The following is a 22268-nucleotide window of genomic DNA, read 5'->3' on the forward strand; positions in this document are numbered from 1 at the left end:
GAGACACAATGACCGCTGCCCTCCGCTTCGATCCGATCCGCCTGCCGGAGAAATGCGAGCAATTGCGCAAGGAAGTGCGCGCCTTCCTCGCCGAGGAAATCGCCGCCGGCACTTTCGATCCGCACAAGCCCAATCGCGAGGACACCGACGCGCCGGAATTTTCCCGCCGGGTCGGCGCCAAGGGTTGGCTCGGCATGACCTGGCCGAAAAAGTATGGCGGCCAGGAACGCTCCTTCCTCGAGCGCTACGTAGTGACCGAGGAGATGCGCGTCGCCAATGCGCCGACGCGGCGCTTCTTTGTCGCCGACCGCCAGAGCGGGCCGGTGCTTTTGAAATACGCGCCCGAGCACATCAAGATGGACATCCTGCCGCGGATCTGCCGCGGCGAGGTCTGCTTTGCCATCGGCATGAGCGAGCCGAACTCGGGCTCCGATTTGTTCGCGGCGAAGACGCGCGCGACCAAGACCGAGGGCGGCTATCTCATCAACGGCACCAAGATCTGGACCTCGTCGGCGCATATCGCCGACTACATGATCGCGATCTTCCGGACCTCGCCGCCGACCAAGGAGAACCGCCGCCACGGCTTGACCCAGTTCCTGGTCAAGATGAAGCAGCCGGGCATCAAGGTGAACCCGATCGGCCAGATCACCGGCCAGTACGAGTTCAACGAGGTCGTCTTCACCGATCACTTCATTCCCGATGATCATGTGCTCGGCGAAGTCGACGGCGCCTGGAAGCAGGCGACGAGCGAGCTCGCTTATGAACGCTCGGGTCCCGAGCGCTTTCTCGAAACCTATTACGTGCTGACCGAGCTGGTCCGCGCGGTCGGCCCCAACCCGGACACGCGTAGCGCCGAGGGCATCGGCCGCCTGGTCGCACAGCTTCACACCATGCGGCGCATGTCGGTCTCGGTCGCCGGCATGCTGGAAGCCGGCAAGGAGCCGGTGGTCGAAGCGTCCATCGTCAAGGACATCGGCACGGTCTGGGAGCAGCAGCTGCCGCATCGCGTGCGCGATCTCGCTGCCTTCGTCGAGGAGACCGCGACCAACCGCGAGACCTTGGAGCGACAGCTCGACTTCGCGATCAAGACCGCGCCGAAACTCACCATCCAGGGCGGCACCACCGAGGTGCTGCGCGGCATCATCGCCCGCGGATTGGGTCTGCGCTAATTCAATCGAGGATCATCATGAGCACCTATCAAGATATCGGCGTCGAGAAGGTCGGGCATGTCGGCACCATCGAGATCCGCCGTCCGCCTCTCAACTTCTTCGACATCTCGCTGATCAACCAGATCGCGGACGCGCTCGACGAGTTCGACCGCGAAATCGAGATTCGTGCGTCCGTGCTCTCCGCGCAGGGCAAGGCGTTTTGCGCTGGCGCCAATTTCGGCGATCCAGCGCGGCAGGCGCAGGAGGCGCGCGAGGCCGAGAAGAAAGGCGATCCCGCCGACAGTCTCGGCCCGATCAACCATCTTTACATCCAGGCCGTGCGCATCTTCCGCGCCAAGAAGCCGATCGTTGCTGCCGTGCAGGGCGCGGCCATCGGTGGCGGACTCGGTCTCGCGGTCTCCGCCGATTTCCGTGTCACCTGTCCCGAAGCGCGCTTCTCCGCAAACTTCACCAAGCTCGGCTTCCACCCCGGCTTCGGCCTGACCGTGACGCTGCCGGAGCTGATCGGCAAGAACAACGCCGAGCTGATGTTCTACACCAGCCGCCGCGTCACCGGCGAGGAGGCCTACAAATGGGGCCTCGCCAACGAGCTGGTGCCGCAGGACCAGGTCAAGGCGGCCGCGATGAAGCTCGCCGCCGAGATCGCCGAATGCTCCCCGCTCGGCCTGCTCTCCACCCGCGCCACGATGCGCAATGGCCTCGCCGACCGTGTGATGGCCGCGACCAATCACGAGCTCGCCGAACAGACGCGCCTGCGCGCGACGGAGGATTTCAAGGAAGGCGTGAAGGCGACGGAAGAGCGCCGCGCGGCGAATTTTAAGGGAAGGTGAGCGTCGCGATGCCGTAGCGTGGGTCAAAGGCGTGCGAGCGCCGTGCCCACCGTCGTGTCTCCAATGAAAGAGTGCGTGGGCACGCTTCGCTTTGCCCACCCTACTCTTCTGCGTTAGACGGTTCGTGGGGATGGAAACCCATCACCCGTCTCGCGGCTACGCAGCGATCCATCCCCTCCCACAAGGGGAGAGAGTTCAGGGCGATCAACTCACCCGGAACGTCACTCCGCCCAGCAAGAACTCGTTGCCTGCGACCGCGAGCCCCTTCGCCTTGGCGGCATGCAGCACTTGCGCCACGTCAGTCACCCGAAACTCCAGCGCGCTCATGATCTCGCTGGCGCCCTTCACGAAGCGGAAGGTCGCGTTGGGCAGCTTCAGTTCGGCGCCTTCAGGCGCGATGCCGATGATCCTGCCCCAATGCTCTGCCAGCCCTTGCGGATCCGGGCTCTGCATCTCCACCGCCGTCAGCGCCTCGGTCACATCCTTGCGGATGAATTTCTGCCAGTCCGGTCCCGCCGGCGGATAGGCGCCCAGAACGTCGTCGCTGCCTGCGGTGTGATTGAACTCGATGAAGGCAGCACGGCAATCGCGGGGGTGGAGCTGGACGCCGTGATATGGCGCGTGGTCGATGACGTTGGCGGTGCGCACGCCGAGCGCATTGGCGTTGCGGCCGCGCTCGTCCGGATCGTCGCAGCAGAAGATCGCCATGTAGCCGCCGCGGCCGCCGGTCTTTTCGATGAAGCGGCCGGCCGTGGTGCCGTCCTTGAACGGCGCGACCACCTCCAGCAGGATCGTGTCGACCGGGAGCAGCGCGTTCTCCAGGCCGTATTTGGCGACATTGCCGTCGCGGTAGCAGACCGCGAGGCCCATGATCCGCCCGATATCCGTGATGACGGGCTCGAGTTGCGGCGCGACCAGGCAGATCTGACGCAGCCGGACATAGGGCGCCATGGTCAAGCGCCCTTGAAGGTCGGCTTGCGCTTCTCGACGAAGGCCTTGGCGGCTTCCTTGTGGTCCTCGGTGTCGCTGCAACGGGTGTGATGGATCGCCTCGCCGTCGAAGCAATCCTCCAGCGCCAGGTGCTCGGCGTTGTTGATGTTGCGCTTGATGAAGCCGAGCGCGATCGACGGCCCCTGCGCCAGAGACAGTGCGAGCTCGTGCGCGGCCGCGTCGATCTCGGCGTCGGGCACGACCTTCGTCACCATACCGATCGCATGTGCCTCCTTCGCCGTGAGCACCGGTGACATCAGATAGAGCTCGCGCGCCCGCGCGCTGCCGAGCAGCTGTGTCAGGAAATAGGTGCCACCGTAGTCACCGGAGAAGCCGACCTTGGCAAAAGCAGTGGTGATCTTGCAGGATTCGGAGGCGATGCGCAGGTCGCAGGACAGCGCCATCGACAGGCCGGCGCCGGCCGCCGCGCCATCGAGCTGGGCCACCACGGGCTTTGGCATCTGATGCAGGATGCGCGAGACCTCCATGCCGCGGCGCAGATTTGCAAGCTTCTGCTCGAACGGCAGCGGCGCGCGCCCTGCCGCCATCGACTTGACGTCGCCGCCGACACAGAACGAGCCGCCGGCGCCCTTGAACAGCACCGCCCGCACCTCGGGATCATCAGCCGCGCGTCGCGCCGCCTCGACCAGCCCGGCGACCATCTCCGGGTTGAGCGCGTTCTTCCGCTCCGGCCGGTTCATCGTGATGGTGAGCAGCCCGCCGTCGAGCTTTTGCAGGACCATGTCGTTCATGGGGCGTCTCCCTGGTTGTTGTTTTGCTCCGTCATTCCGGGGCTCCCCTTGGGGCGAACCCGGAATCCATTCATCGACCGTCACTGCCGCCCGATGGATCCCGGGCTCGCGCTTACGCGCGCCCCGGGATGACGGCGCGACTTACGTCACGCCGTCACTTCTTCACCAGCGGGCAGCGCGACTGCTCTAGCGACTGGAACGCCTCGTTCCCGGGGACGGTGGCGAGCAGCTTGTAATCGTCCCACCGGCCCTTGGACTCCGACGGCTTCTTCACCTCGAACAGGTACATGTCGTGGATCATGCGGCCGTCCTCGCGGATCTTGCCGTTCTTGGCGAAGAAGTCGTTGATCGGCGTCTCCTTCATCAGCTTGATCACCGCCGCGGCGTCGGTCGTGCCGGCGGCCTTCACGGCTTTCAGGTAATGCGTGATGGAGGAATAGACTCCGGCCTGGGCCGAGGTCGGCACCCGCTTGGTGCGCTCCATGAAGCGCTTCGAGAACGCACGCGTGTCGTCGTTGAGGTCCCAGTAGAACGCTTCCGCGAGCAGCAGCCCCTGCGCGGTCTCGAGCCCGATCGAGTCGATATCGGTGACGAAGGCGAGCAGCGGCGAGACCTTCTGGCCGCCCTTGGTGATGCCGAACTCCGCCGCCTGCTTGATGGCGTTGATGGTGTCGCCGCCGGCATTCGCGAGCCCGATCACCTTGGCCTTGGAAGCCTGGGCCTGGAGCAGGAAGGACGAGAAATCCGACGTGTTGAGCGGATGGCGGACGCTGCCGAGCACCTTGCCGCCGGTCTTGGTCACGACGGCGCTGGTGTCCTTCTCCAGATCCTGGCCGAAGGCGTAATCGGCGGTGAGGAAGAACCAGCTGTCGAGGCCCGACTTCACGGTTGCGAGGCCGGTCACGTTGGCCTGACCGTAAGTATCGAACACGTAGTGGATGGTGTAGGGGCCGCAGGCTTCGTTGGAGAGACGGATCGAGCCCGGCCCGTTGAACATGATGATCTTGTTGCGCGCTTTTGCGATCTCGCCGGCGGCGAGTGCGGTCGCGGAGGCCGCGACGTCGTAGATCATCTCGACGCCCTGGTTGTCGAGCATGTCGCGGGCAATGTTGGCGGAGAGATCGGCCTTGTTCTGATGATCGGCTGCCAGCACCTGGATCTTGCGCCCCAGCACCTCGCCGCCGAAATCCTCGACCGCCATCTTCGCCGCAGTCTCGCTGCCGGAGCCGGTGATATCTGCATAAAGGCTCGACATGTCGAGGATGCCGCCGATCTTCAGCGGCGGCTTGTCCTGAGCCTGTGCGGCGCTCGCATTGAGGGCAAACGCGGCGGCAAAAATGCCGGACAAAATAGTCTTCATCGAAAACGACCTCCCTTATCGCGCCGTGCTCTGATGGCGGCTTGGTTATTGCTCTTGGGTTATTGCTGTTCGCTGTTGCCGCAATCATGCCGCATGCGCAAGAGCGCAGCAAGCGCAGGTGCGATGCAAGCGTACGATTGCCGCGCGCGTTTTCCGCAAAACGGAATGGTAAGTAGACGCACGATGCATCTCCGCTGTCATTGCGAGCGCAGCGAAGCAATCCAGCATCTTTCCGCAGACGCAGTCTGGATTGCTTCGCTGCGCTCGCAATGACGGAGTACGACGAAACCTCTTCGTGCCCCACTACGCATGAGGTATGGTTACCGCGCAATGCAACCTCTCCGGATCACGTGACGCAACAGCTTCGCTTCATCCTCGCATGTCTTCTCGTCGCAAGTAGCTCGGCATTCGCGGGCCCCTGCCAGTTCGAGTCCCAAGGCGAAGGCCGCGTCGCTGCCATCGTCGATGCGCGCAGCGTGCGGCTCGATGACGGGCGCGAGATCCGCCTCAGCGGCATCGCGCCGACCGCGACCACGAAGCAGGCGCTGACCTCGCTGCTCGCCGGTCACGACGTGATGCTGCGGAGCGCTGACGACACGCCTGATCGCTACGGCCGCCAGAGCGCGCTTGTCTTCATCGGCGAAAGCGACATCTCGGTGCAGGCCATGCTGCTCGCTCGGGGCGATGCCATCGCCTCCGCCGAGATCCTGGACAAGGACTGCGCGGCCGCCCTGATGGCGTCCGAAGCAGCGGCGCGGCGCCAAAAAATGGGCAGCTGGGCTGACCCGTCGGCCATAAAAAACGCGGAAAGTCCGGACGATATTTTGGCGGAGATCGGGCGCTTTACGGTGGTCGAGGGCAAAGTCCTGTCGGTCCGGCAAGCTGGGGCAACGACCTACCTCAACTTCGGACGAAACTGGACACGCGGCTTTGCCGTGACTATTTCAAAGCGCACGCTAGCGGCGTTCGAAAGCGCTGGTATGGCCCTTAAGTCCCTGGAGAATCGGCGTATTCGCGTTCGGGGCTGGGTTGAGGGGAATACGGGGCCACGCATCGATGTACGCCTCGTGGGGCAGATCGAGTTGCTGGGCACAAACGAGCCGACAGGGGTAAGGCCTTAAGACAGGCCGGGCACGGGTTAAACGACGTGAATGGGGTGCTAGAACGGCACGGACTGGGCGATTGCCGCCGCCTGCGGGCTGCGCCGGCCGCGCTTTGCCTTGCGCTGGGCGGACTTCTCGCTGGCTGCGGCGATATGGGCCGGTTCCAGACTGCGGCGACCCCGGCAGCCGTCGCGATGCCGAAGCCGAAGCCCGCCGTCGCCCAAACCCCGGCCACCGAGAAGGAGCACGAGCGCATCCTGGCGAGCTATGGCGGGACCTATGACGATCCCAAGCTCGAGGCGCTCGTCAGCAAGACCGTCGACCGGCTGGTCGCGGCCTCCGAGCGGCCCGACCAGGGATACAAGGTCACCATCCTCAATTCCGGGGCGGTGAACGCCTTCGCGCTGCCCAACGGCCAGCTCTATGTCACGCGCGGCCTGCTGGCGCTCGCCAGCGACACCTCCGAATTGTCCTCCGTGCTCAGCCACGAGATGGCGCATGTGCTGTCCAAGCACGCGGCAATGCGCGAGGATCAGGCCCGCCAGGCCGCGATCGTCACCCGCGTCGTCACCGACATGAGCAACGATCCCGACCTCACCGCGCTGGCGCTAGCCAAGACCAAGCTCACCATGGCGAGCTTCTCGCGCAAGCAGGAGTTCGAGGCCGACGGCATCGGCGTCGGCATCTCCGCCAAGGCGCATTTCGACCCGTACGGCGCGGCGCGCTTCCTGTCCGCGATGGAGCGAAATGCCGAGCTGAAGGCCGGCAAGAGCTCGCTCGATCCGCGCGCGCAGGACTTCACCTCGTCGCATCCGGCAACTCCGGAACGCGTCCAGAACGCGCAGAACATTGCCCGCCAATACACCGCGCCTGAAGGCGCCGAGCGCGATCGCGAAAGCTATCTCGCCGCGATCGACAACCTCGTCTATGGCGAGGACCCGAGCGAAGGTTTTGTCCGCGGCCGGCGCTTCCTGCATCCGAAGCTCGGCTTCACCTTCCAGGCGCCGGACAATTTCACGCTCGACAACACCGCGCAGGCCGTGATCGGCGTCCGCGAGGGCGGCGCGCAGGCGATGCGCTTCGACGTCGTGCGCGTGCCGGCCGAACAGTCGCTCGGCGACTACCTCAATTCCGGCTGGATGGAAGGCGTCGAGAAGGCTTCGACCGAGGATCTCACCGTCAACGGTTTTCCAGCGGCGTCCGCCACCGCCAAGGGCGACCAGTGGCAGTTCAAGGTCTATGCGCTGCGCTTCGGCAGCGACGTCTATCGCTTCATCTTCGCGGCACGGCAGAAATCGACCGAGAGCGAGCGGAATGCGCGCGAGACGGTCAACTCGTTCCGCCGGCTGACGCTGGAGGAAATCCAGGCCGCGCGCCCGCTGCGCATCAAGGTCATCACCGTGCAGCCCGGCGATACCGTGGAGTCGCTCTCCCACCGCATGGCCGGCGTCGACCATCCCGCCGAGCGCTTCCGCGTCCTGAACGGCCTCGATCGCACCGCGCAGGTGAAGGTGCGCGACCGCGTCAAGATCGTGGCGGACTAAAGCGCGATGCGATTGGGATCGTCATCGCGCTTTAGGTTATTCCTTTGAGCATGATCTTTTCGGAAAACCGCTACACACTTTTCCGGATCATGCTCCGACGCCGCGCTAAGCGGATGTCATCTCAGAGAGACGCGGCTTCCCCCGCACCATGATCAGCGCCGCCGCCATCACCTCCAGCGCGATGCAGAGGTAAAAGGGCAGCGTATAGCCGCCGGAGAGATCGCGCAGGAAACCGACCACGCCGGGACCGAACGCGTAGGTCACCTGGTTGATCGCCGTGTTGAGGCTGATCAGCACGCCGAAGGCGGCGGAGTCGAACTCCTGCTGCACGATGAGCGAGGGCAGCGTGATGAGGTTGCCGACCGAAAAGCCGAAGACGGCGCAGGCCGCGATCAGCACGTAATCGTTGTGCAAGTTGACGACGACGAGAAGCGCGGCGGCCTGGCTGAGGAACGACAGCGCGGACGCGAGGCGTTGATTGATGCGGTCGATCACCAGCGAGAACAGCACGCGGCCGACCACCGCCATTGCGGTCAGCACCGCGACGGCCAATGCGGCGCGCTCGCGTCCAATCACGGGATCGAGAAACGAGATCAGATGCACGATGAAGCCGACCTGGGCGAACAGTACCAGGGCGAAGGCGATCGTCACCGTGAGGAAACCAACGTCGCGCAGCGCCCAGGCGCGGATCTCCGTCGATGATTGCGGCTTCGTTTTCGCGCTCGCGTGGAAGCCCTGGCGATCGGGTGGGCTGCCGACGAGAAGGAGGATGACTGGCAGGAGCAGCACGAGCATGGCGCCGGCGGCGGCGTACATCGCGCTGGCAAAGCCGACATGGCCGATCAGCATCACCAGCAGCGGCACGCCGACGATGCCGCCGAAGCTGGCGCCGTTGAGCGCGAGGCTGATCGCCATGCCGCGCTTCCGGTCGAACCACAGGCTGATCGTGTTGGTGATCATGGCGAGACTGGTGCCGGCCCAGCCGAAGGCGAGCACGGCATCGGCGAGATAGAGCTGCCAGGGCTCGCGCACCGCGCCGATCGCGACCGCCGCGGCCGCCATCGCCAGCGTCCCGGCGATCAGGCTCAGCCGCGGACCGTACTTCCGCACGGCCTCGCCGACGAAGACGACCAGCAGCGCGCCGAACAAATAGAAGAACGTGGTGCCGGAGGAGATCAGCGAGGCCGGCCAGCCCCGCGCGCGCTGCAGCTCGGCGACATAGACGCTCTGGCCGTAGAAGCCGAGCCCCCAGCCGAATGTGGCGAGCAGGAAGCAGACCGCGACGATGCGCCAGCCTTCATAGCGGAGCGAGGATTCGTCGATTGGCACAGCGTGGCGGGGACTGTCGAGCATTTGCGCTTCTCCTTCGCATCCCCCGCAAGCGCCCGGCTCTGCGCTCGCCTCTTCATGACGAGCATCATGTAACAACGCGGCTCTCGAAAATCACTTCGACCTGCATCGAAGTATCAACGCTGCTGACAGCCTCTTGCCAAACTAGACCGCGTCGGGGAATTCGCCCATGGCCGCCTCCAGCCGCGCCTTGCGGCGCTTCGCCCAGGAGACCAGCGAGAGCACCGCAAGACCCAGCACCACCGGCGGGAACACCACGAGGTTCACCGCGGACCAGCCGTAATTGGCGAGCAGCTGGCCCGACGAGAACGAGCCGATCGCCATCATGCCGAACACCAGGAAATCGTTGAAGGCCTGCACCTTGTTGCGCTCCTGGGGGCGATGCGTCTCCAGCACCAGCGCGGAGGCGCCGATGAAGGAGAAATTCCAGCCAACGCCGAGCACGATCAGCGTCGCCCAGAAATGCATGGCCGTGAGACCGGACAGACCGATAATGGCGGCGCCCGCTTCCAGCACCAGGCCGGCGGCGACGATCTTCGGGGCGCCGAAGCGCGCGATCAGAGTGCCCGTGAAGAAGCTCGGCCCGTACATCGCAACGATGTGCCACTGCAGGCCGAAATTGGAATCGGACACGGACAGGCCGCACAGCTTCATCGCAAGCGGCGCCGAGGTCATGACCAGGTTCATCATGGGATAGGAGATGACGCCGCACAGCGCCGCCGCGATGAAGCGCGGCTGAGACACGATCGTGAGCAGCGGCCGGCCGCCGTGCAGATCGGCCGGCGCGGGCTTCGGCATATCGACGCCGGCGACGATGCCCATCGCGATCAGCGCGACGGCGGCCTGCACCAGGAAGCTGAAGGCGAACAGATAAGGCTGCCAGACATCCATGGTCCATTGCACGAGCTGCGGACCGAGCACGCCGGCGAACACGCCGCCCGCCATCACCCAGGACACGGCCTTCGGCCGGTAGGCCGCACTGGCGCCGTCGGCGGCTGCGAAGCGATAGGATTGCGCCACCGCGCCGTAGAGACCGCCGAGGAAAGTCGCCAGACAAAACAGCGCGAACGAGCCGCGCAGGATCGCGAACGAGCCGAGCAGACCGGTGAGCGTACCGAGACCCGTGCCGATGACGAAGGCGGCGCGGCGGCCGAAGCGGCGCGAGATCGCACCGGTCGGCAGTGTGCCGGCGGCGAGCCCGACCACATACATCGAGATCGGCACAGTCGCGAACGACATGTCCGGCGCGAGCGTGGCGCCGACGATCGCACCGGTGGCGAAGATCACGGCCGAGTTGGCGCCGGTCAGCGCCTGCGCGGCGGCGAGGCGCACCACGTTGGCGCGCACGCGGGCGTCGTCGGCGATCTCATTGGCGGCAGTCACGTCCAGCATCGGCATTTCCGCCCAAAGGGCTCTGTTGATTCGCGGCACTATGGAGGGGTGAGAGAGGGCCGGCAACCGGCGCAAACGGGCGCGGGCCATGCCCCTGACGCAATCGCTGGAATGATAACGCTGCGCACCCTTGACGGCTTGCGCTCGATCAAATCCTATCCGCCGCCATCTTCCCGGGAGTTACCTTCATGTCCGTCGACGACAGGCCCACGCTTCAAGCGCCCGACGACGATCCCTGGCTGTGGCTGGAGGAGATCGAGGGCCGGCAAGCGCTCGATTTTGTCGAGCGGCAGAACAGCCTGACGCTCGCCGCGTTCGGCGGCAAGGCCTTCGAGCACGATCGCGACATCCTCGCGGCGATCTATGACCGACCTGACAACATTCCCTATGTCAGCCGGCGCGGCAACGACCTGCACAATCTCTGGAAAGATGCCGCCAACCCGCGCGGCCTGTGGCGACGGACTTCGCTTGCGGAATTTCGTAAAGCCGATCCGGCATGGGAGACCATGCTGGACATCGACCAGCTCGCGAGAAGCGAAGACGAGGACTGGTTGCTTAGCGGTATCGCCACGATGCCGGGAAGCTCGCGGGCGATCCTGAGCCTGTCGCGCGGCGGCAGCGACGCCGTCACCTTGCGGGAATTCGACCTCGCCACGAAAAGTTTCGTGGCGAACGGCTTTGCGCTGCCGGAAGCGAAAGGCGGCGTCGACTGGCTCGATGCCGACACGCTGCTGCTGTCAAGCGCGCATGGCGAGGACATGGCGACGAGCTCGGGCTATGCGCGCACCGTCCGCCTGTGGCGGCGCGGCCAGCCGGTCGATCAGGCGCAGATGGTCCTCGAGACCACCGCCGATCACATGGTGATCTATGGCATGGCCGACGACACCGGAGCGGCGCCCCGGGTCTGGATCGTCGACCAGATCGACTTCTTCAACCACACCGTCTGGCTGCGCGATGCGGCCGGCACGACGACGAAGCTCGATCTGCCGACCGGGATTTGGATGCAGGCGCATGGCGACTGGTTCGCGATGAAGCTACGCAAGGACTGGCAGGTCGATGGCCGGACCTATGCCACCGACACCGTGCTCGGCATCTCGCTCTCGGCCTTCCTCGCCGGCAGCCGCGATTTTGTCGTCCTGTTCGAGCCCGCACCGCGGCGCGCGCTGCAAGGGTTGTTCTGGGCGGCAGGAAAGCTGGTGCTGTCGATTCTCGACGAGCTCAAACCTCGCTTCGAGATCTGCACACCGTCCGCCACTAGCTGGAGCCGCGAGACACTTGGCGGCCTGCCGCAGATCGGCGTCGTCGATGTCTGGCCGCTCGACCGCCATGCATCGGAGAGCAATGGCGATCTGCTCGCCAATGTGCAGGATCCGCTGACGCCGCCGGCGCTGCTGCTGATCGAGCGCGGCATCGCAAGCCCGATCGTGCTGAAGCAGGCGCCGAAGACGTTCACCGCCGATGGCCTCGTTGTGATCCAGCACGAGGCGATCTCGGTTGACGGCGAGCGCATCCCCTATGTGCAGACCGGCCCCGCTGGCGAGACCGGCGATGCGCCGGTCTATCTGAGCGCCTATGGCGGCTTCGGCGTTTCAGTGAAGCCGTACTATAATTCCTCGCTCGGCAAGCTGTGGCTGGAGCGCGGCGGCACGATTGTGCAGGCGAATCTGCGCGGCGGCGGCGAGTTCGGCACGCGCTGGCACGATGCCGGACGGCTTGCCGGCAAGAAGCTCTCTCACGACGATTTCGCCGCCGTCGCCGCCGATCTCGTCCGCCGCGGTGTGACGAGCGCAAAACGCATCGCCGCGCAGGGCGGATCGAACGGCGGCATCCTCATCACCAACATGCTGGTACGCTACCCCGAGCGTTTCGGCGCATTGTTCTGTACCATCCCGCTGATTGACATGCGCCGCTACACCAAGCTGCTCGCCGGCGCGAGCTGGATCGCGGAATATGGCGATCCCGACAAGCCCGACGAATGGGAATGGCTGAAGACCTATTCCGCCTATCACAACGTCAGGGGCGGCCAGGCGTACCCGCCGATCCTGATCGCGACCACGCGGCGCGACGACCGCGTCCATCCCGGCCATGCCCGCAAGATGGCGGCAAAGCTGCAGGCCATGGGCTATGAGGCCTGGTTCTACGAGCCGCCGGCAGGCGGCCACGGCTACGGCAAGGACAACAAGGAGCGCGCCGGTTTCGAGGTGCTGGGCTATCGGTTCTTGAAGGAGAAGATCGGGTGGAGGGATGAAGGCTAGAGGCGGGTGCGCTGACGTCTCCACATCGTCATGGCCGGGCTTGACCCGGCCATCCACGCCTTGCCTTACCGCCCGAAGAACGTGGATGCCCGGGCCTTCGCCTCGCCGAAGCGGCTTCGGCCGCGCAGGCGGGACAAGCCAGGGCATGACGACCTCCTAGCCTCTTGCGAACACCAGCGTCAGATTGTTCGCGGGCATCTCGATCGTGTCGATGAGGCCGAGGCCTGCCGCCTTCGCCAGCTTCTCGACGTCGACGACGTCGCGCACGCCCCATTCGGGATTGCCCTCGCGCAAGGAGGTGTCGAACACCGCGTTGCTGAGCGCGGTATGCTTGCCGTCGCGCTTGAAGGGGCCGTAGAGGAACAGCTTGCCGTCACGGCGCAGATAACGGCCGGCGCCGGCGAACAGGCCTTCGGCCACGGCCCAGGGCGCGATGTGAATGACGTTGGCGCAGAATACGGCCGCGAGGCTGGTCGGCCCCTGCCCGCTTTTCATTTCCGGACACCAGTCGGGATCGGTGAGATCGATGCGCAGGGGTGGGCGGATGTTCGGCAGGCCGGCATGCACGCGCCAGGCTTCGATGCTCTTGAGGTGGCGCTGATTGAGATCGCTCGGCCACCAGATCAGGCCGGGCGTGTGGCGGGCGAAATGCACCACGTGCTGCCCGGTTCCACTGCCGAGTTCCACGACGTTGCCGGTCGCATCCGCGAGATGCTTTTCCAGCGCTGCCCAGATCGGTTCGTGATTGCGATGGAAGGCCGGCGCATCGAGCCGGCCATCCGGCTCGACCCGTCCGCCATCCCTGCCAAATTCGACCACATATTCAGCCAAGTGACGTCCCCAGAAAATGCGAACCGGAAAAGGCGGCCAAACGTCCGAGAATAATCTGCTAGTTCACGCCCATCCGAATGAACGAACTATCTCGTCAGTTGCAATGCGCAGGATATTAACTCCATTTCACCGCGTGCATAGTCTTGATTGTCAGACGATGGCCTTTGTGCTTTTGAACAATTCCGCAAACGAGATCATCGAGATAACGCCGGGACGATGCCTTGACCGCCTTTCCTCGCAAGCCCGCTCTGCTTGCTGCGCTGGCCCTCCTCGCCGGCGCGGCAATGGCCCCGGCGGAGGCGCAATCCACCGTGACGGAGGGCCAGAAGCTTGCCTTCGACCGCGGCAAGGGCAATTGCCTCACCTGCCACGTCATCAAAGGCGGCGACCTGCCGGGGACGATCGGACCGGAGCTGAAGGACATCAAGGCCAAATACCCCGATCGCAACGAGCTGGTTGCGATCATCTTCGACGAGACCAAGCGCAATCCGCAAACCATGATGCCGCCGTTCGGCCGGAACCGGATTTTGACCGAACAGGAGATCGACGCGATCGTTGATTTCCTGCAGACCCTGTAACCGCCGGCGGCCCACAGGAGACTTGAGATGACCACGACCCCCAAGCCTCATTGGAGGCCTCATCCGACGCGGCGCCTGATCCTTCAGGGCGCTGCCTCCGTGGCGCTGCTCGGCCTCGGCAATCTGCCGTTCGCGCCCGCGCGCGCCGCGGCGAACGACAAATATCCGGAAGAGGCCTTCAGGCAGAAGAGCGAGGCGGATGCGATCAAGGCGCTCTACGGCAAGGCCGCCGAGCCGTCGGACAAGGTCAAGCTGGATGCGCCGGAGATCGCCGAGAATGGCGGCGTCGTGCCGATCTCGGTGACGACGACGCTGGATAAGGTCACCTCGATCTCGTTCTTCGTGGCGGAGAACCCGAACGCGCTGGCGGCCAGCTACAGGATTCCCGGTGGCACGATCCCTGCCGTCGCCAACCGGCTGAAGATGGCCAGGACCACTAAATTGACCGCGATCGTAGAGGCCGACGGCAAGCTCTACAGCGCGACCAAGGAGGTCAAGGTCACCGTCGGCGGTTGCGGCGGCTAAGCGAGGCAGTTCGACATGGCATCCAGCATTCGCGTGCGCGCAACATCGACCGGCGACATCACCGAGGTGCAGACGCTGATCCAGCACCCCATGGACACCGGCCTCGTCAAGGACTCCAAGGGCGAGTTGATCCCGGCACATTTCATCCAGCAGCTGAAGTTCGAGTGTAACGGCAAGGACGTGTTCGTCGCCGATTGGGGCACAGCGGTCTCTAAGGACCCCTACGTCAAGTTCAGCTTCAAGGGCGCCAAGAAGGGCGACGAGCTCAAGATCTCTTGGACCGACAACAAGGGCGGCTCGGATACGACCACCGCGAAGATCGCGTGATGAACGCCCGCATCCACCTCCTGCTTGGCTCGCTCAGCGCTGCGCTCGTCGCGTTCGCGCTCGCCGCGCCGCGCGTGATCGCTGCCGACAAGGTCGATCCCGTCGCCGACGCCAAGGCGTTCCAGAACTTCTTCTTCCAGAAGTTTCCGAACGTGAAGCACGAGGATTTCGTCAACGGTCCGTATTCCATGAACGAGGACATGAAGCGGCAGTGGCAGGAGAAGGAGGAATTCCCGCCTTACGAGTTCGCGCTCGAGGCCGGCAAGGAGATGTTCTCGACCCCGTTCAAGAACGGCAAGACCTATGCCGACTGCTTTCCGAACGGCGGCATCGGCATCCGCCAGAACTATCCGTACTTCGACAGCGGCGAAGGCAAGGTCGTCACGCTGGAGCTCGCGCTCAACCGCTGCCGCGAGGCCAATGGCGAGGCGCCCTATTCCTACGTCAAGGACGAGATGGCCTCGCTCACCGCCTACATGGCCTACACCTCGCGCGGCAAGCTGATGGACATCAAGATCCCCGATGATCCCCGCGCGTTGGCGGCGTACGAGAACGGCAAGCGCTATTTCTACACGCGGCGCGGCCAGATGAATTTCTCCTGCGCGAGCTGCCACGTGCAGAGCCCGGGCGAGCGCATCCGCGCCGAGACCCTCGCCCCGGCGCTCGGCATCCTCAACGCGATGCCGATCTACCGCTCCGAATGGAGCGGCATGGGCACGACCAGCCGCCGCTTCGTCACCTGCAACAGCCAGACCCGCGCGGTTCCGCTGGAGCCGCAGTCGGATGAATATCGCGACGTCGAATATTTCCTGTCCTACGTCGCCAACGGCCTGCCGATCTCGGGACCGGGAGCACGGCCATGAAGCTGTCACTTGGCTTGGCCATGCTGCTCGCCTTGAGCCTTGCGCCATCCGCGCGCGCGGCGAGTGAGGCGGACTACAAGGCGGCCTATGCCGCCGCCGAAGCCGCCTCCAAGGAGGCGGCGGGCATGCGCAACCAGTGGACGGTGACCGTATCTGCGCTGGCGGCCGCGAAAAGGGCTGCCGATGGCGGCGATTTCGGCCGTGCGGTGGCCGCGGCCAGGGAAGCCGAAGCGCTGGCGAAGGCGTCGATCTTCCAGGCTGTTTCCGAAAAAGAAGCCTGGAAGGCGATGGAAATCCGCTAGACTGCCCCGCGGTGAACGCGGTCCCCACGAGAGGCGCGGAGAATTCTTGAATGGCGATCCGCCGCCGCGATTTCCTGAAAGGTGCAGGCGTTGCCGCCGCAACGATCGGCCTGCCGCGGCTCGCCTGCGGCGCTGACGCCGCCAGCATCTATGACCTCGAACGGTTCGGCAATGCGCGGATTCTGCACATCACCGACACGCATGCGCAGCTCAATCCGGTCTATTACCGCGAGCCCAGCGTCAATATCGGCATCGGCGAGATGGCGGGACGGCCGCCGCATCTGGTCGGCCGGGCCTTTCTCGAGCGCTTCGGCATCCGCGCCGACAGCGCCGATGCCTATGCCTTCACTTGCTTCGAGTTCGAGAAGTCCGCAGGCCGCTTCGGCAAGCTCGGGGGCTTTGCCCATCTGAAGACGCTGGTCGATCGCCTGCGCGCCGATGTCGGCGAGCGGCGTTCGCTGCTCGTCGACGGCGGCGATCTCTGGCAGGGCACGGGGCTGGCCAACCTGATGCAGGGCCGCGACATGGTCGAGGTCGCCAATCTGCTCGGCATCGAGGCGATGACGGGGCATTGGGAATTCACCTATGGCGAGCAGACGCTGCGCGACAATCTCGAGCGTTTCAAGGGCGAGTTCCTGGCGCAGAACGTGTTCCTGACTGAGGAGGCCGCGTTCAACGACGCGCCCGCCTTCGACAAGGCCACTGGGCGCGTGTTCAAGCCTTCCGTCATCAAGGAGCTCGGCGGGCATCGCATCGCGATCGTCGGCCAGGCCTTTCCCTACACTCCGATCGCGCATCCCAGGAGGTTTACACCGGACTGGAGCTTTGGCATCCGCGAGGAGGAGCTGCAGAAGCATGTCGATGCCTTGCGCGGCACCGACAAGGTCGACGCCGTCGTGCTGCTGTCGCACAACGGCATGGACGTGGACCTCAAGCTCGCCAGCCGGGTCACCGGCATCGACGTCATTCTCGGCGGCCACACCCATGATGCCGTGCCGCAGCCTATGCCAGTGAAGAACGCAGGTGGCACGACGCTCGTCACCAATGCCGGCTCCAACGGAAAATTTCTGGGTGTGCTCGACCTCGCGCTCGACAGCGGCAAGGTCAGCGACGTCAGGTATCGGTTGCTGCCGGTCTATTCGGAGCTGCTGAAGCCCGATCCGGCGATGGCCGAGCTGATCGGCCGGGTCCGTGCGCCGCACGTGGCCGACTGGTCGGAAAAGATCGCAACGCCCGACCGGCTGCTTTATCGCCGCGGCAATTTCTCCGGCCCCATGGACGAATTGATCTGCACCGCGCTGCGCACCGAGCTCGATGCCGAAATCGCGCTGTCGCCGGGCTTCCGCTGGGGCATCACCGCGCTGTCCGGCCAGGCGATGACGATGGAGGATCTGCTGGCGGAAACCGCGATCACCTATCCCGAGACCTATGTGCAGGAGATGACGGGGGCCCAGATCAAGGACCTGCTCGAGGACGTCTGCGACAACCTCTTCAACGCCGATCCCTACTACCAGCAGGGCGGAGACATGGTCCGTGCCGGCGGGCTCAGCTACACCTGCACGCCGGACGCTGCGATCGGCAGCCGCATCTCGGAGCTGAAGCTCGGCAGCGGCAAGGCGCTCAGCGCCAGCCACCGCTACAAGGTCGCGGGCTGGGCCTCAGTCAACGGCCAGCAGGGCGCGCCGGTGTGGGACGTGGTCGGCAAATATCTGCGCTCGGGCCGGATGATGCCCGAACGGCTCGGCTCCGGCGTGACGCTGAAAGGGGTCGAGGGCAATCCAGGCATTGCAGGACTGGGATGATGTGTTTTGTCCGCGATCATGCTGGCCATAATAATAATCTTCTAGATTTTTCTGCTCATGCAGTGACTTACTTCTCTTTCCGACCCGTATTGTAGTAGAATCTTGGAAGTCAGTTCCAAGCCGGGTCCTGCCATGATCTTCCGACAGCTCTTCGACAGCGTTTCGGGCACGTACAGCTACGTCCTCGCCAGCCGCCCCGGCGGCGAGGCGCTGATTCTCGATCCTGTGCTGGAGAAGGTCGACCGCTACTGCCAATTGCTGCGCGAGCTCGACCTCAAGCTGGTCAAGGCGGTGGACACGCATCTGCATGCCGACCACGTCACCGGCCTCGGCGAGCTGCGCGACCGCACCCATTGCATGACCGTGATGGGCGACCAGACCAAGGCCGACGTCGTCGCCATGCGGGTGGCCGACGGCGACAAGGTGACGATCGAGGGCCTGTCGCTCGACGTGATGTACACGCCGGGCCACACCGACGATTCCTATTCTTATTTGATGGGCGACCGCGTCTTCACCGGTGACACGTTGCTGATCCGCGGCACCGGCCGCACCGATTTCCAGAACGGCTCGGCGCGCGCGCAATACGATTCGATCTTCAACCGCCTCTTGAAGCTGCCGGACGAGACGATGGTGTTTCCGGCCCACGACTACAAGGGCGACACCGTCTCCACCATCGGCGAGGAAAGACGCTACAATCCGCGGCTCCAGGTGCGCTCGGTCGACGAATATGTCGAGCTGATGGCCAATTTGAAGCTGCCCAATCCGAAGATGATGGACGTGGCGATCCCCGCCAACATGCATGTCGGCCTGCATCAGGAAGAGTTGGAGAAGGAAGGCCGCGCGCTCAGCGCAATCGAGGCGATCCGCAGCCTCGGCCGGCCCGACATCCTGCTGGTGGACTTGCGCGAGACCAATGAGCGGATGAAGCACGGCATGCTCGAAGGCGCGCTGCACACGCCCTATCCCTCCGTCGAAGAGAGCCTGAAGCCCGGCGGCATGCTGCGCGAGGTCGCGGCCGCTAGCGGCCGCCGCGTGGTGTTCTTCTGCGCTTTCGGCGAACGCTCGGCGATGGCCGTTGCGGCTGCAAAGGAGGCGGGGCTTCTCAACACCGCACATATCGCCGGCGGCATCGATGCCTGGAAGAAGGCGGGCGGGCCGGTGGTGCACTGACGGCCTCGTCGCCCCTTGAGATAAATCAGGCGCCGCACATATTTGGCAGGTACATTCGGATGCAGCATCACCATCCGGGACCAGCCATGGCCAAGACCGGCAAGCCGAGCGAGCCGCCCAAGACCACCGAGAACAAGCCCGCGGACAACAAGGCGAAGAGAGCCCCGCGCCGGCGCGAGACCGATGACGACGATTACGAAGACGGCGACATCGCGACGCCGAAACGTGATCGCTATGGCCCGGATGACGAGCCGTTCTGAGGGGAACGCTAATTTTGATCGCGCGAGCTGGCGGGATGGAGCCCCGCCCGCACTACCTGCCATGCGCCTGCGTTCATGGACAAATAACCGTCAGCCCCGATAGTTTGCGCCTCCATCGGGAGTGAAATGGAACTGCAATGGTCGACGTTCTCGCCGCACCGCAACAAGGCAAGACGGACAGTGCGCTGCGCACGCTGACGGGGATCTCGATCGCGCATTGGGTCAGCCATTTCCATCTGCTGGTCCTGCCGATGCTGTTTCCGTTCCTGAAGGAAAAGCTCGGCGTCGGCTATGTCGAGCTCGGCTTCTCGCTGACCACGCTCGCCCTCGTCTCCGGCCTGACGCAAGCGCCGACCGGCTACCTCGTCGATCATTTTGGCGCGCGCAAAATCCTACTGATCGGGCTGACGCTCGGCGGCTGCGCGCTGATCCTGCTCGGTCTGCACCTCAGCTACGCTGCGCTGATCGCCTGCGCCGTGCTGCTCGGGCTCGCCAACAGCGTCTATCACCCCGCCGATTACGCGATCCTGGCCGAGCACATGGACGAGGCGCGGATGGGCCGCGCCTTCTCGGTCCACACCTTCGCCGGCTATCTCGGCGGCGCCGTGACGCCGGCGATCGTGGCGGCAATGGTCATGCTATGGGGCGGCGTCGGTGCGCTGATCGCCTCTGGCGCGATCGCCATTTTGGTGGCGATGCTGCTGGTAGCCATGGGCATCCCCGAGGCCGGCGCACACAAGAAGAAATCGGGCAGCGCAAGCGCGCCGAAGCAGGCCGTGATCACGCCGGCGCTGATCACGTTGACCGCACTGTTCATGCTGCTGAGCCTGTCGGTCGCGGGCATCAACAATTTCGGCGTGGTGGCGCTGATGAGCGGCTACGGCACGTCCTATTCGATCGCCAATGTCGCGCTGACTGCGTTTCTCGCCGCAAGCGCCGCGGGCGTGCTCGCCGGCGGCTTCCTCGCCGACCGCACCGAGCGCCACGGCTATGTCGCCGCGGCCTGCTTCGCCGCGAATGCGGCCATCGTGCTGCTGATCGCGCTGGTGACGCTGCCAGGCTGGGCCTTGACGGCGACGATGGCGACCGCAGGTTTCCTCTCCGGCGTGATCGCGCCCTCGCGTGACATGCTGGTGCGCAATGCCGCGCCTCCGGGTGCCGCGGGGCGCGCCTTCGGCATCGTCTCCACCGGCTTCAACCTCGGTGGCATCGTCTCACCGCTGCTGTTCGGCTGGATCATGGATCAAAGCGCGCCGCACTGGGTGTTCGGCGCGTCCGTGATCTTCATGGTGGCGACGGTTGTGCTGTCGCCGTTCACGGAGCGGAAGCGGGAAGCTTCTGGGAGTTGAGCGGGCGGTATCGCTATAGATTGGGATGTCGCCCCTGCCTGGTGCGCAATTGCGCGCGGGGGCGGGGACCCATACTCCCGGGGGGACCAATTGTGGCCTGTGGCTATGGGTCCCGGGCTCGCGCTTTGCGCGCCCCGGGACGACAGGTGTGATTGGGCTGGCAGTGCCGCGACTTACGTCGGCGACACCGCGCCCTTCAGCGCCGCGCCCTGCGCCGCCGCACCACGCGTCAGCCTGGCCTTCTCCGTATTCGGCCACAGCAGCAGCAGGCCGATGACGCCGGAGCCAATCATGACCACCGCGTTGATGGTGAAGCCGGTCAGGTAGCGGTCGAGCATGCTGCCGGCGCGCTGGATCACGGTGCCCATCACGCTCGGCGCGATGATGCCTGAAAGCGTGTAGAGCGCGCCGTAGATCGCGAGCACTGCACCGCGCTGCGAGGCCGGGGTGAACTCGCCGAGCATCGGCGGGCAGACCACGTAGATCGCGCCGCAGAGTCCGGAGCCGACGACGAGCAGCGCGATTTGCAGGCCGGCGCCCTGCACATGCGGCATCATCGCGAGGATCAACCCACCGATCACCAGCGGCACCGAGCCGAGCACGCCGCGCGAGACGCGCGTGGTGTAGCCGCGGGCCATCATCACCTGCGAGATCCAGCCGGTGAGGATGACGATGGTGGCGCCGAACACCCAGGGCAAGATCGAGATGAAGCCGGCCTGGCTCTGCGAGAAGCCGAGCCCCTTGACGATGAAGGGCGTGAACCAGGTGAGGCCGAGCGACAGCGCCCAATAAGCGCCGAAGGTCGCGACCACGCAGCCGAGGAAGGTGCGCGAGGTCAGCAGCTGCACATACGGAATCTTCGGCTCGGTGGCGGCCAGGACCTCGGTATCCTCCAGCGGGCCTTCCTTGCCGAGCGCGAGCCAGGCTGCGACCCAGATCAAGCCGACGACGCCGAGCGCGCCGAACGCGTAGTGCCAGGAATGGTTGACGATGATCCAGTTCAGCGCCGGCACCGCCAGGATGACGCCGAAGGCCGAGCCCTGTGACAGGATTGCGGTCGGCAGCGTGCGCTTCTCGTCGGGGAACCATTTGTAGATGGCGTGCGCGGCGACCGAGAAGGCCGGCCCTTCGCCCGCCCCCAAGACGATTCGGCAGATCAAGAGCGTGGTGAAGGAGACTGTGCCGACCATCGGGAACTGCGACACCGCCCAGATCACCGCCAGCGTCAACAACACCCAGCGCGTCGGCACCTTGTTGACGATGAAGCCGACCACGATGGCCGAGATCGAGAACAGGAAGAAGAACGAGGACCCGAGCAGGCCGAACTGCTCGGCGCTGAGCTTCATGTCGGTCATGATCGGCACGCCGGCGAGACCGACCACGATCTTGTCCGCGAAGTTCACCACCATGAAAAGAAAGAGGAGAAATGTAATAGTCCAGGCGCCCTTTGGCGTTTTGGTCGTCTTAGCCGCCACATTCGGCATTTCCTGAGCGCTCATCATTCTCCCCGTATGTC

At 64.9% G+C, this 22268-nt stretch carries 21 protein-coding genes; 14 read left to right on the top strand and 7 right to left on the bottom strand.

Annotated features, from left to right (window positions below):
* Nucleotides 1–8: 8 nt before the first annotated feature.
* Nucleotides 9–1169 (top strand): acyl-CoA dehydrogenase family protein, encoded by a 1161-nt coding sequence (locus ACVWYQ_RS20745; RefSeq protein ID WP_271539693.1) that lies wholly within the window; start codon nt 9–11, stop codon nt 1167–1169.
* Between the two features lie 17 nt (nt 1170–1186).
* Entirely contained in the window at nt 1187–1999 is an 813-nt protein-coding gene (locus ACVWYQ_RS20750) for an enoyl-CoA hydratase/isomerase family protein (RefSeq protein WP_271539694.1), read from the top strand.
* Between the two features lie 204 nt (nt 2000–2203).
* On the opposite strand, the gene ACVWYQ_RS20755 is transcribed toward ACVWYQ_RS20750, so the two are convergent.
* From ACVWYQ_RS20755 to ACVWYQ_RS20765, 3 genes are all read right to left on the bottom strand, one after another.
* The gene (locus ACVWYQ_RS20755) at nt 2204–2950 is read right to left on the bottom strand and encodes a VOC family protein (protein ID WP_271539695.1); all 747 of its coding nucleotides are present in this window, start codon (nt 2948–2950) and stop codon (nt 2204–2206) included.
* Between the two features lie 2 nt (nt 2951–2952).
* Nucleotides 2953–3741, bottom strand: a complete 789-nt coding sequence (locus tag ACVWYQ_RS20760) for an enoyl-CoA hydratase (RefSeq protein ID WP_271539696.1) — start codon at nt 3739–3741, stop codon at nt 2953–2955.
* 154 nt (nt 3742–3895) lie between these two features.
* Complete coding sequence (locus ACVWYQ_RS20765; protein WP_404544486.1) at nt 3896–5101, bottom strand: ABC transporter substrate-binding protein; 1206 nt, start codon at nt 5099–5101, stop codon at nt 3896–3898.
* Between the two features lie 269 nt (nt 5102–5370).
* Here ACVWYQ_RS20765 and ACVWYQ_RS20770 point away from each other — a divergent pair, with 269 nt between their 5' ends.
* Both ACVWYQ_RS20770 and ACVWYQ_RS20775 read left to right on the top strand, forming a co-directional pair.
* On the top strand, nt 5371–6222 hold the full coding sequence (locus ACVWYQ_RS20770; protein ID WP_404544488.1) for a thermonuclease family protein: 852 nt from the start codon (nt 5371–5373) through the stop codon (nt 6220–6222).
* Nucleotides 6223–6257: 35 nt separating this feature from the next.
* On the top strand, nt 6258–7748 hold the full coding sequence (locus tag ACVWYQ_RS20775; protein WP_036014583.1) for a M48 family metalloprotease: 1491 nt from the start codon (nt 6258–6260) through the stop codon (nt 7746–7748).
* Nucleotides 7749–7853: 105 nt separating this feature from the next.
* Here ACVWYQ_RS20775 and ACVWYQ_RS20780 read toward each other — a convergent pair whose 3' ends face one another.
* Together ACVWYQ_RS20780 and ACVWYQ_RS20785 are read right to left on the bottom strand one after the other, a co-directional pair.
* Nucleotides 7854–9101 (bottom strand): MFS transporter, encoded by a 1248-nt coding sequence (locus ACVWYQ_RS20780; protein WP_404544490.1) that lies wholly within the window; start codon nt 9099–9101, stop codon nt 7854–7856.
* A gap of 141 nt (nt 9102–9242) precedes the next feature.
* A complete protein-coding gene (locus ACVWYQ_RS20785; protein ID WP_404544493.1) occupies nt 9243–10490 on the bottom strand; it encodes an MFS transporter in 1248 nt (415 codons plus the stop codon).
* A 188-nt stretch (nt 10491–10678) separates the two neighbouring features.
* Here ACVWYQ_RS20785 and ACVWYQ_RS20790 point away from each other — a divergent pair, with 188 nt between their 5' ends.
* Entirely contained in the window at nt 10679–12745 is a 2067-nt protein-coding gene (locus tag ACVWYQ_RS20790; RefSeq protein ID WP_404544496.1) for a prolyl oligopeptidase family serine peptidase, read from the top strand.
* Nucleotides 12746–12901: 156 nt separating this feature from the next.
* Here ACVWYQ_RS20790 and ACVWYQ_RS20795 read toward each other — a convergent pair whose 3' ends face one another.
* Entirely contained in the window at nt 12902–13576 is a 675-nt protein-coding gene (locus ACVWYQ_RS20795; protein ID WP_275507764.1) for a DUF938 domain-containing protein, read from the bottom strand.
* A 221-nt stretch (nt 13577–13797) separates the two neighbouring features.
* On the opposite strand from ACVWYQ_RS20795, the gene soxX reads away from it, so the two are divergent.
* The 9 genes from soxX to ACVWYQ_RS20840 all read left to right on the top strand — a co-directional run bounded on the left by soxX (nt 13798) and on the right by ACVWYQ_RS20840 (nt 20752).
* Nucleotides 13798–14154: a sulfur oxidation c-type cytochrome SoxX gene (gene soxX, locus ACVWYQ_RS20800; protein ID WP_157285781.1), complete on the top strand. Its 357-nt coding sequence runs from the start codon at nt 13798–13800 to the stop codon at nt 14152–14154.
* Between the two features lie 27 nt (nt 14155–14181).
* The gene (gene soxY, locus ACVWYQ_RS20805; RefSeq protein ID WP_157285780.1) at nt 14182–14679 is read left to right on the top strand and encodes a thiosulfate oxidation carrier protein SoxY; all 498 of its coding nucleotides are present in this window, start codon (nt 14182–14184) and stop codon (nt 14677–14679) included.
* Between the two features lie 15 nt (nt 14680–14694).
* Nucleotides 14695–15006 (top strand): thiosulfate oxidation carrier complex protein SoxZ, encoded by a 312-nt coding sequence (soxZ, locus tag ACVWYQ_RS20810; protein ID WP_036014600.1) that lies wholly within the window; start codon nt 14695–14697, stop codon nt 15004–15006.
* The gene (gene soxA, locus ACVWYQ_RS20815) at nt 15006–15869 is read left to right on the top strand and encodes a sulfur oxidation c-type cytochrome SoxA (RefSeq protein ID WP_275498163.1); all 864 of its coding nucleotides are present in this window, start codon (nt 15006–15008) and stop codon (nt 15867–15869) included. The genes soxZ and soxA overlap by 1 nt, the downstream gene beginning before the upstream one ends.
* The gene (locus ACVWYQ_RS20820) at nt 15866–16171 is read left to right on the top strand and encodes a hypothetical protein (protein WP_036042510.1); all 306 of its coding nucleotides are present in this window, start codon (nt 15866–15868) and stop codon (nt 16169–16171) included. Before soxA ends, ACVWYQ_RS20820 begins: the two co-directional genes overlap by 4 nt.
* 50 nt (nt 16172–16221) lie before the next feature.
* Complete coding sequence (soxB, locus tag ACVWYQ_RS20825) at nt 16222–17973, top strand: thiosulfohydrolase SoxB (RefSeq protein WP_404544499.1); 1752 nt, start codon at nt 16222–16224, stop codon at nt 17971–17973.
* A gap of 132 nt (nt 17974–18105) precedes the next feature.
* On the top strand, nt 18106–19143 hold the full coding sequence (locus ACVWYQ_RS20830) for an MBL fold metallo-hydrolase (RefSeq protein ID WP_157285777.1): 1038 nt from the start codon (nt 18106–18108) through the stop codon (nt 19141–19143).
* Between the two features lie 86 nt (nt 19144–19229).
* On the top strand, nt 19230–19403 hold the full coding sequence (locus ACVWYQ_RS20835) for a hypothetical protein (protein ID WP_197950838.1): 174 nt from the start codon (nt 19230–19232) through the stop codon (nt 19401–19403).
* Between the two features lie 137 nt (nt 19404–19540).
* Nucleotides 19541–20752: an MFS transporter gene (locus ACVWYQ_RS20840; RefSeq protein ID WP_404544503.1), complete on the top strand. Its 1212-nt coding sequence runs from the start codon at nt 19541–19543 to the stop codon at nt 20750–20752.
* Between the two features lie 173 nt (nt 20753–20925).
* On the opposite strand, the gene ACVWYQ_RS20845 is transcribed toward ACVWYQ_RS20840, so the two are convergent.
* Nucleotides 20926–22251: an MFS transporter gene (locus ACVWYQ_RS20845; RefSeq protein WP_456726323.1), complete on the bottom strand. Its 1326-nt coding sequence runs from the start codon at nt 22249–22251 to the stop codon at nt 20926–20928.
* Between the last annotated feature and the right edge of the window lie 17 nt (nt 22252–22268).

This window comes from Bradyrhizobium sp. USDA 3397 (assembly GCF_054060965.1).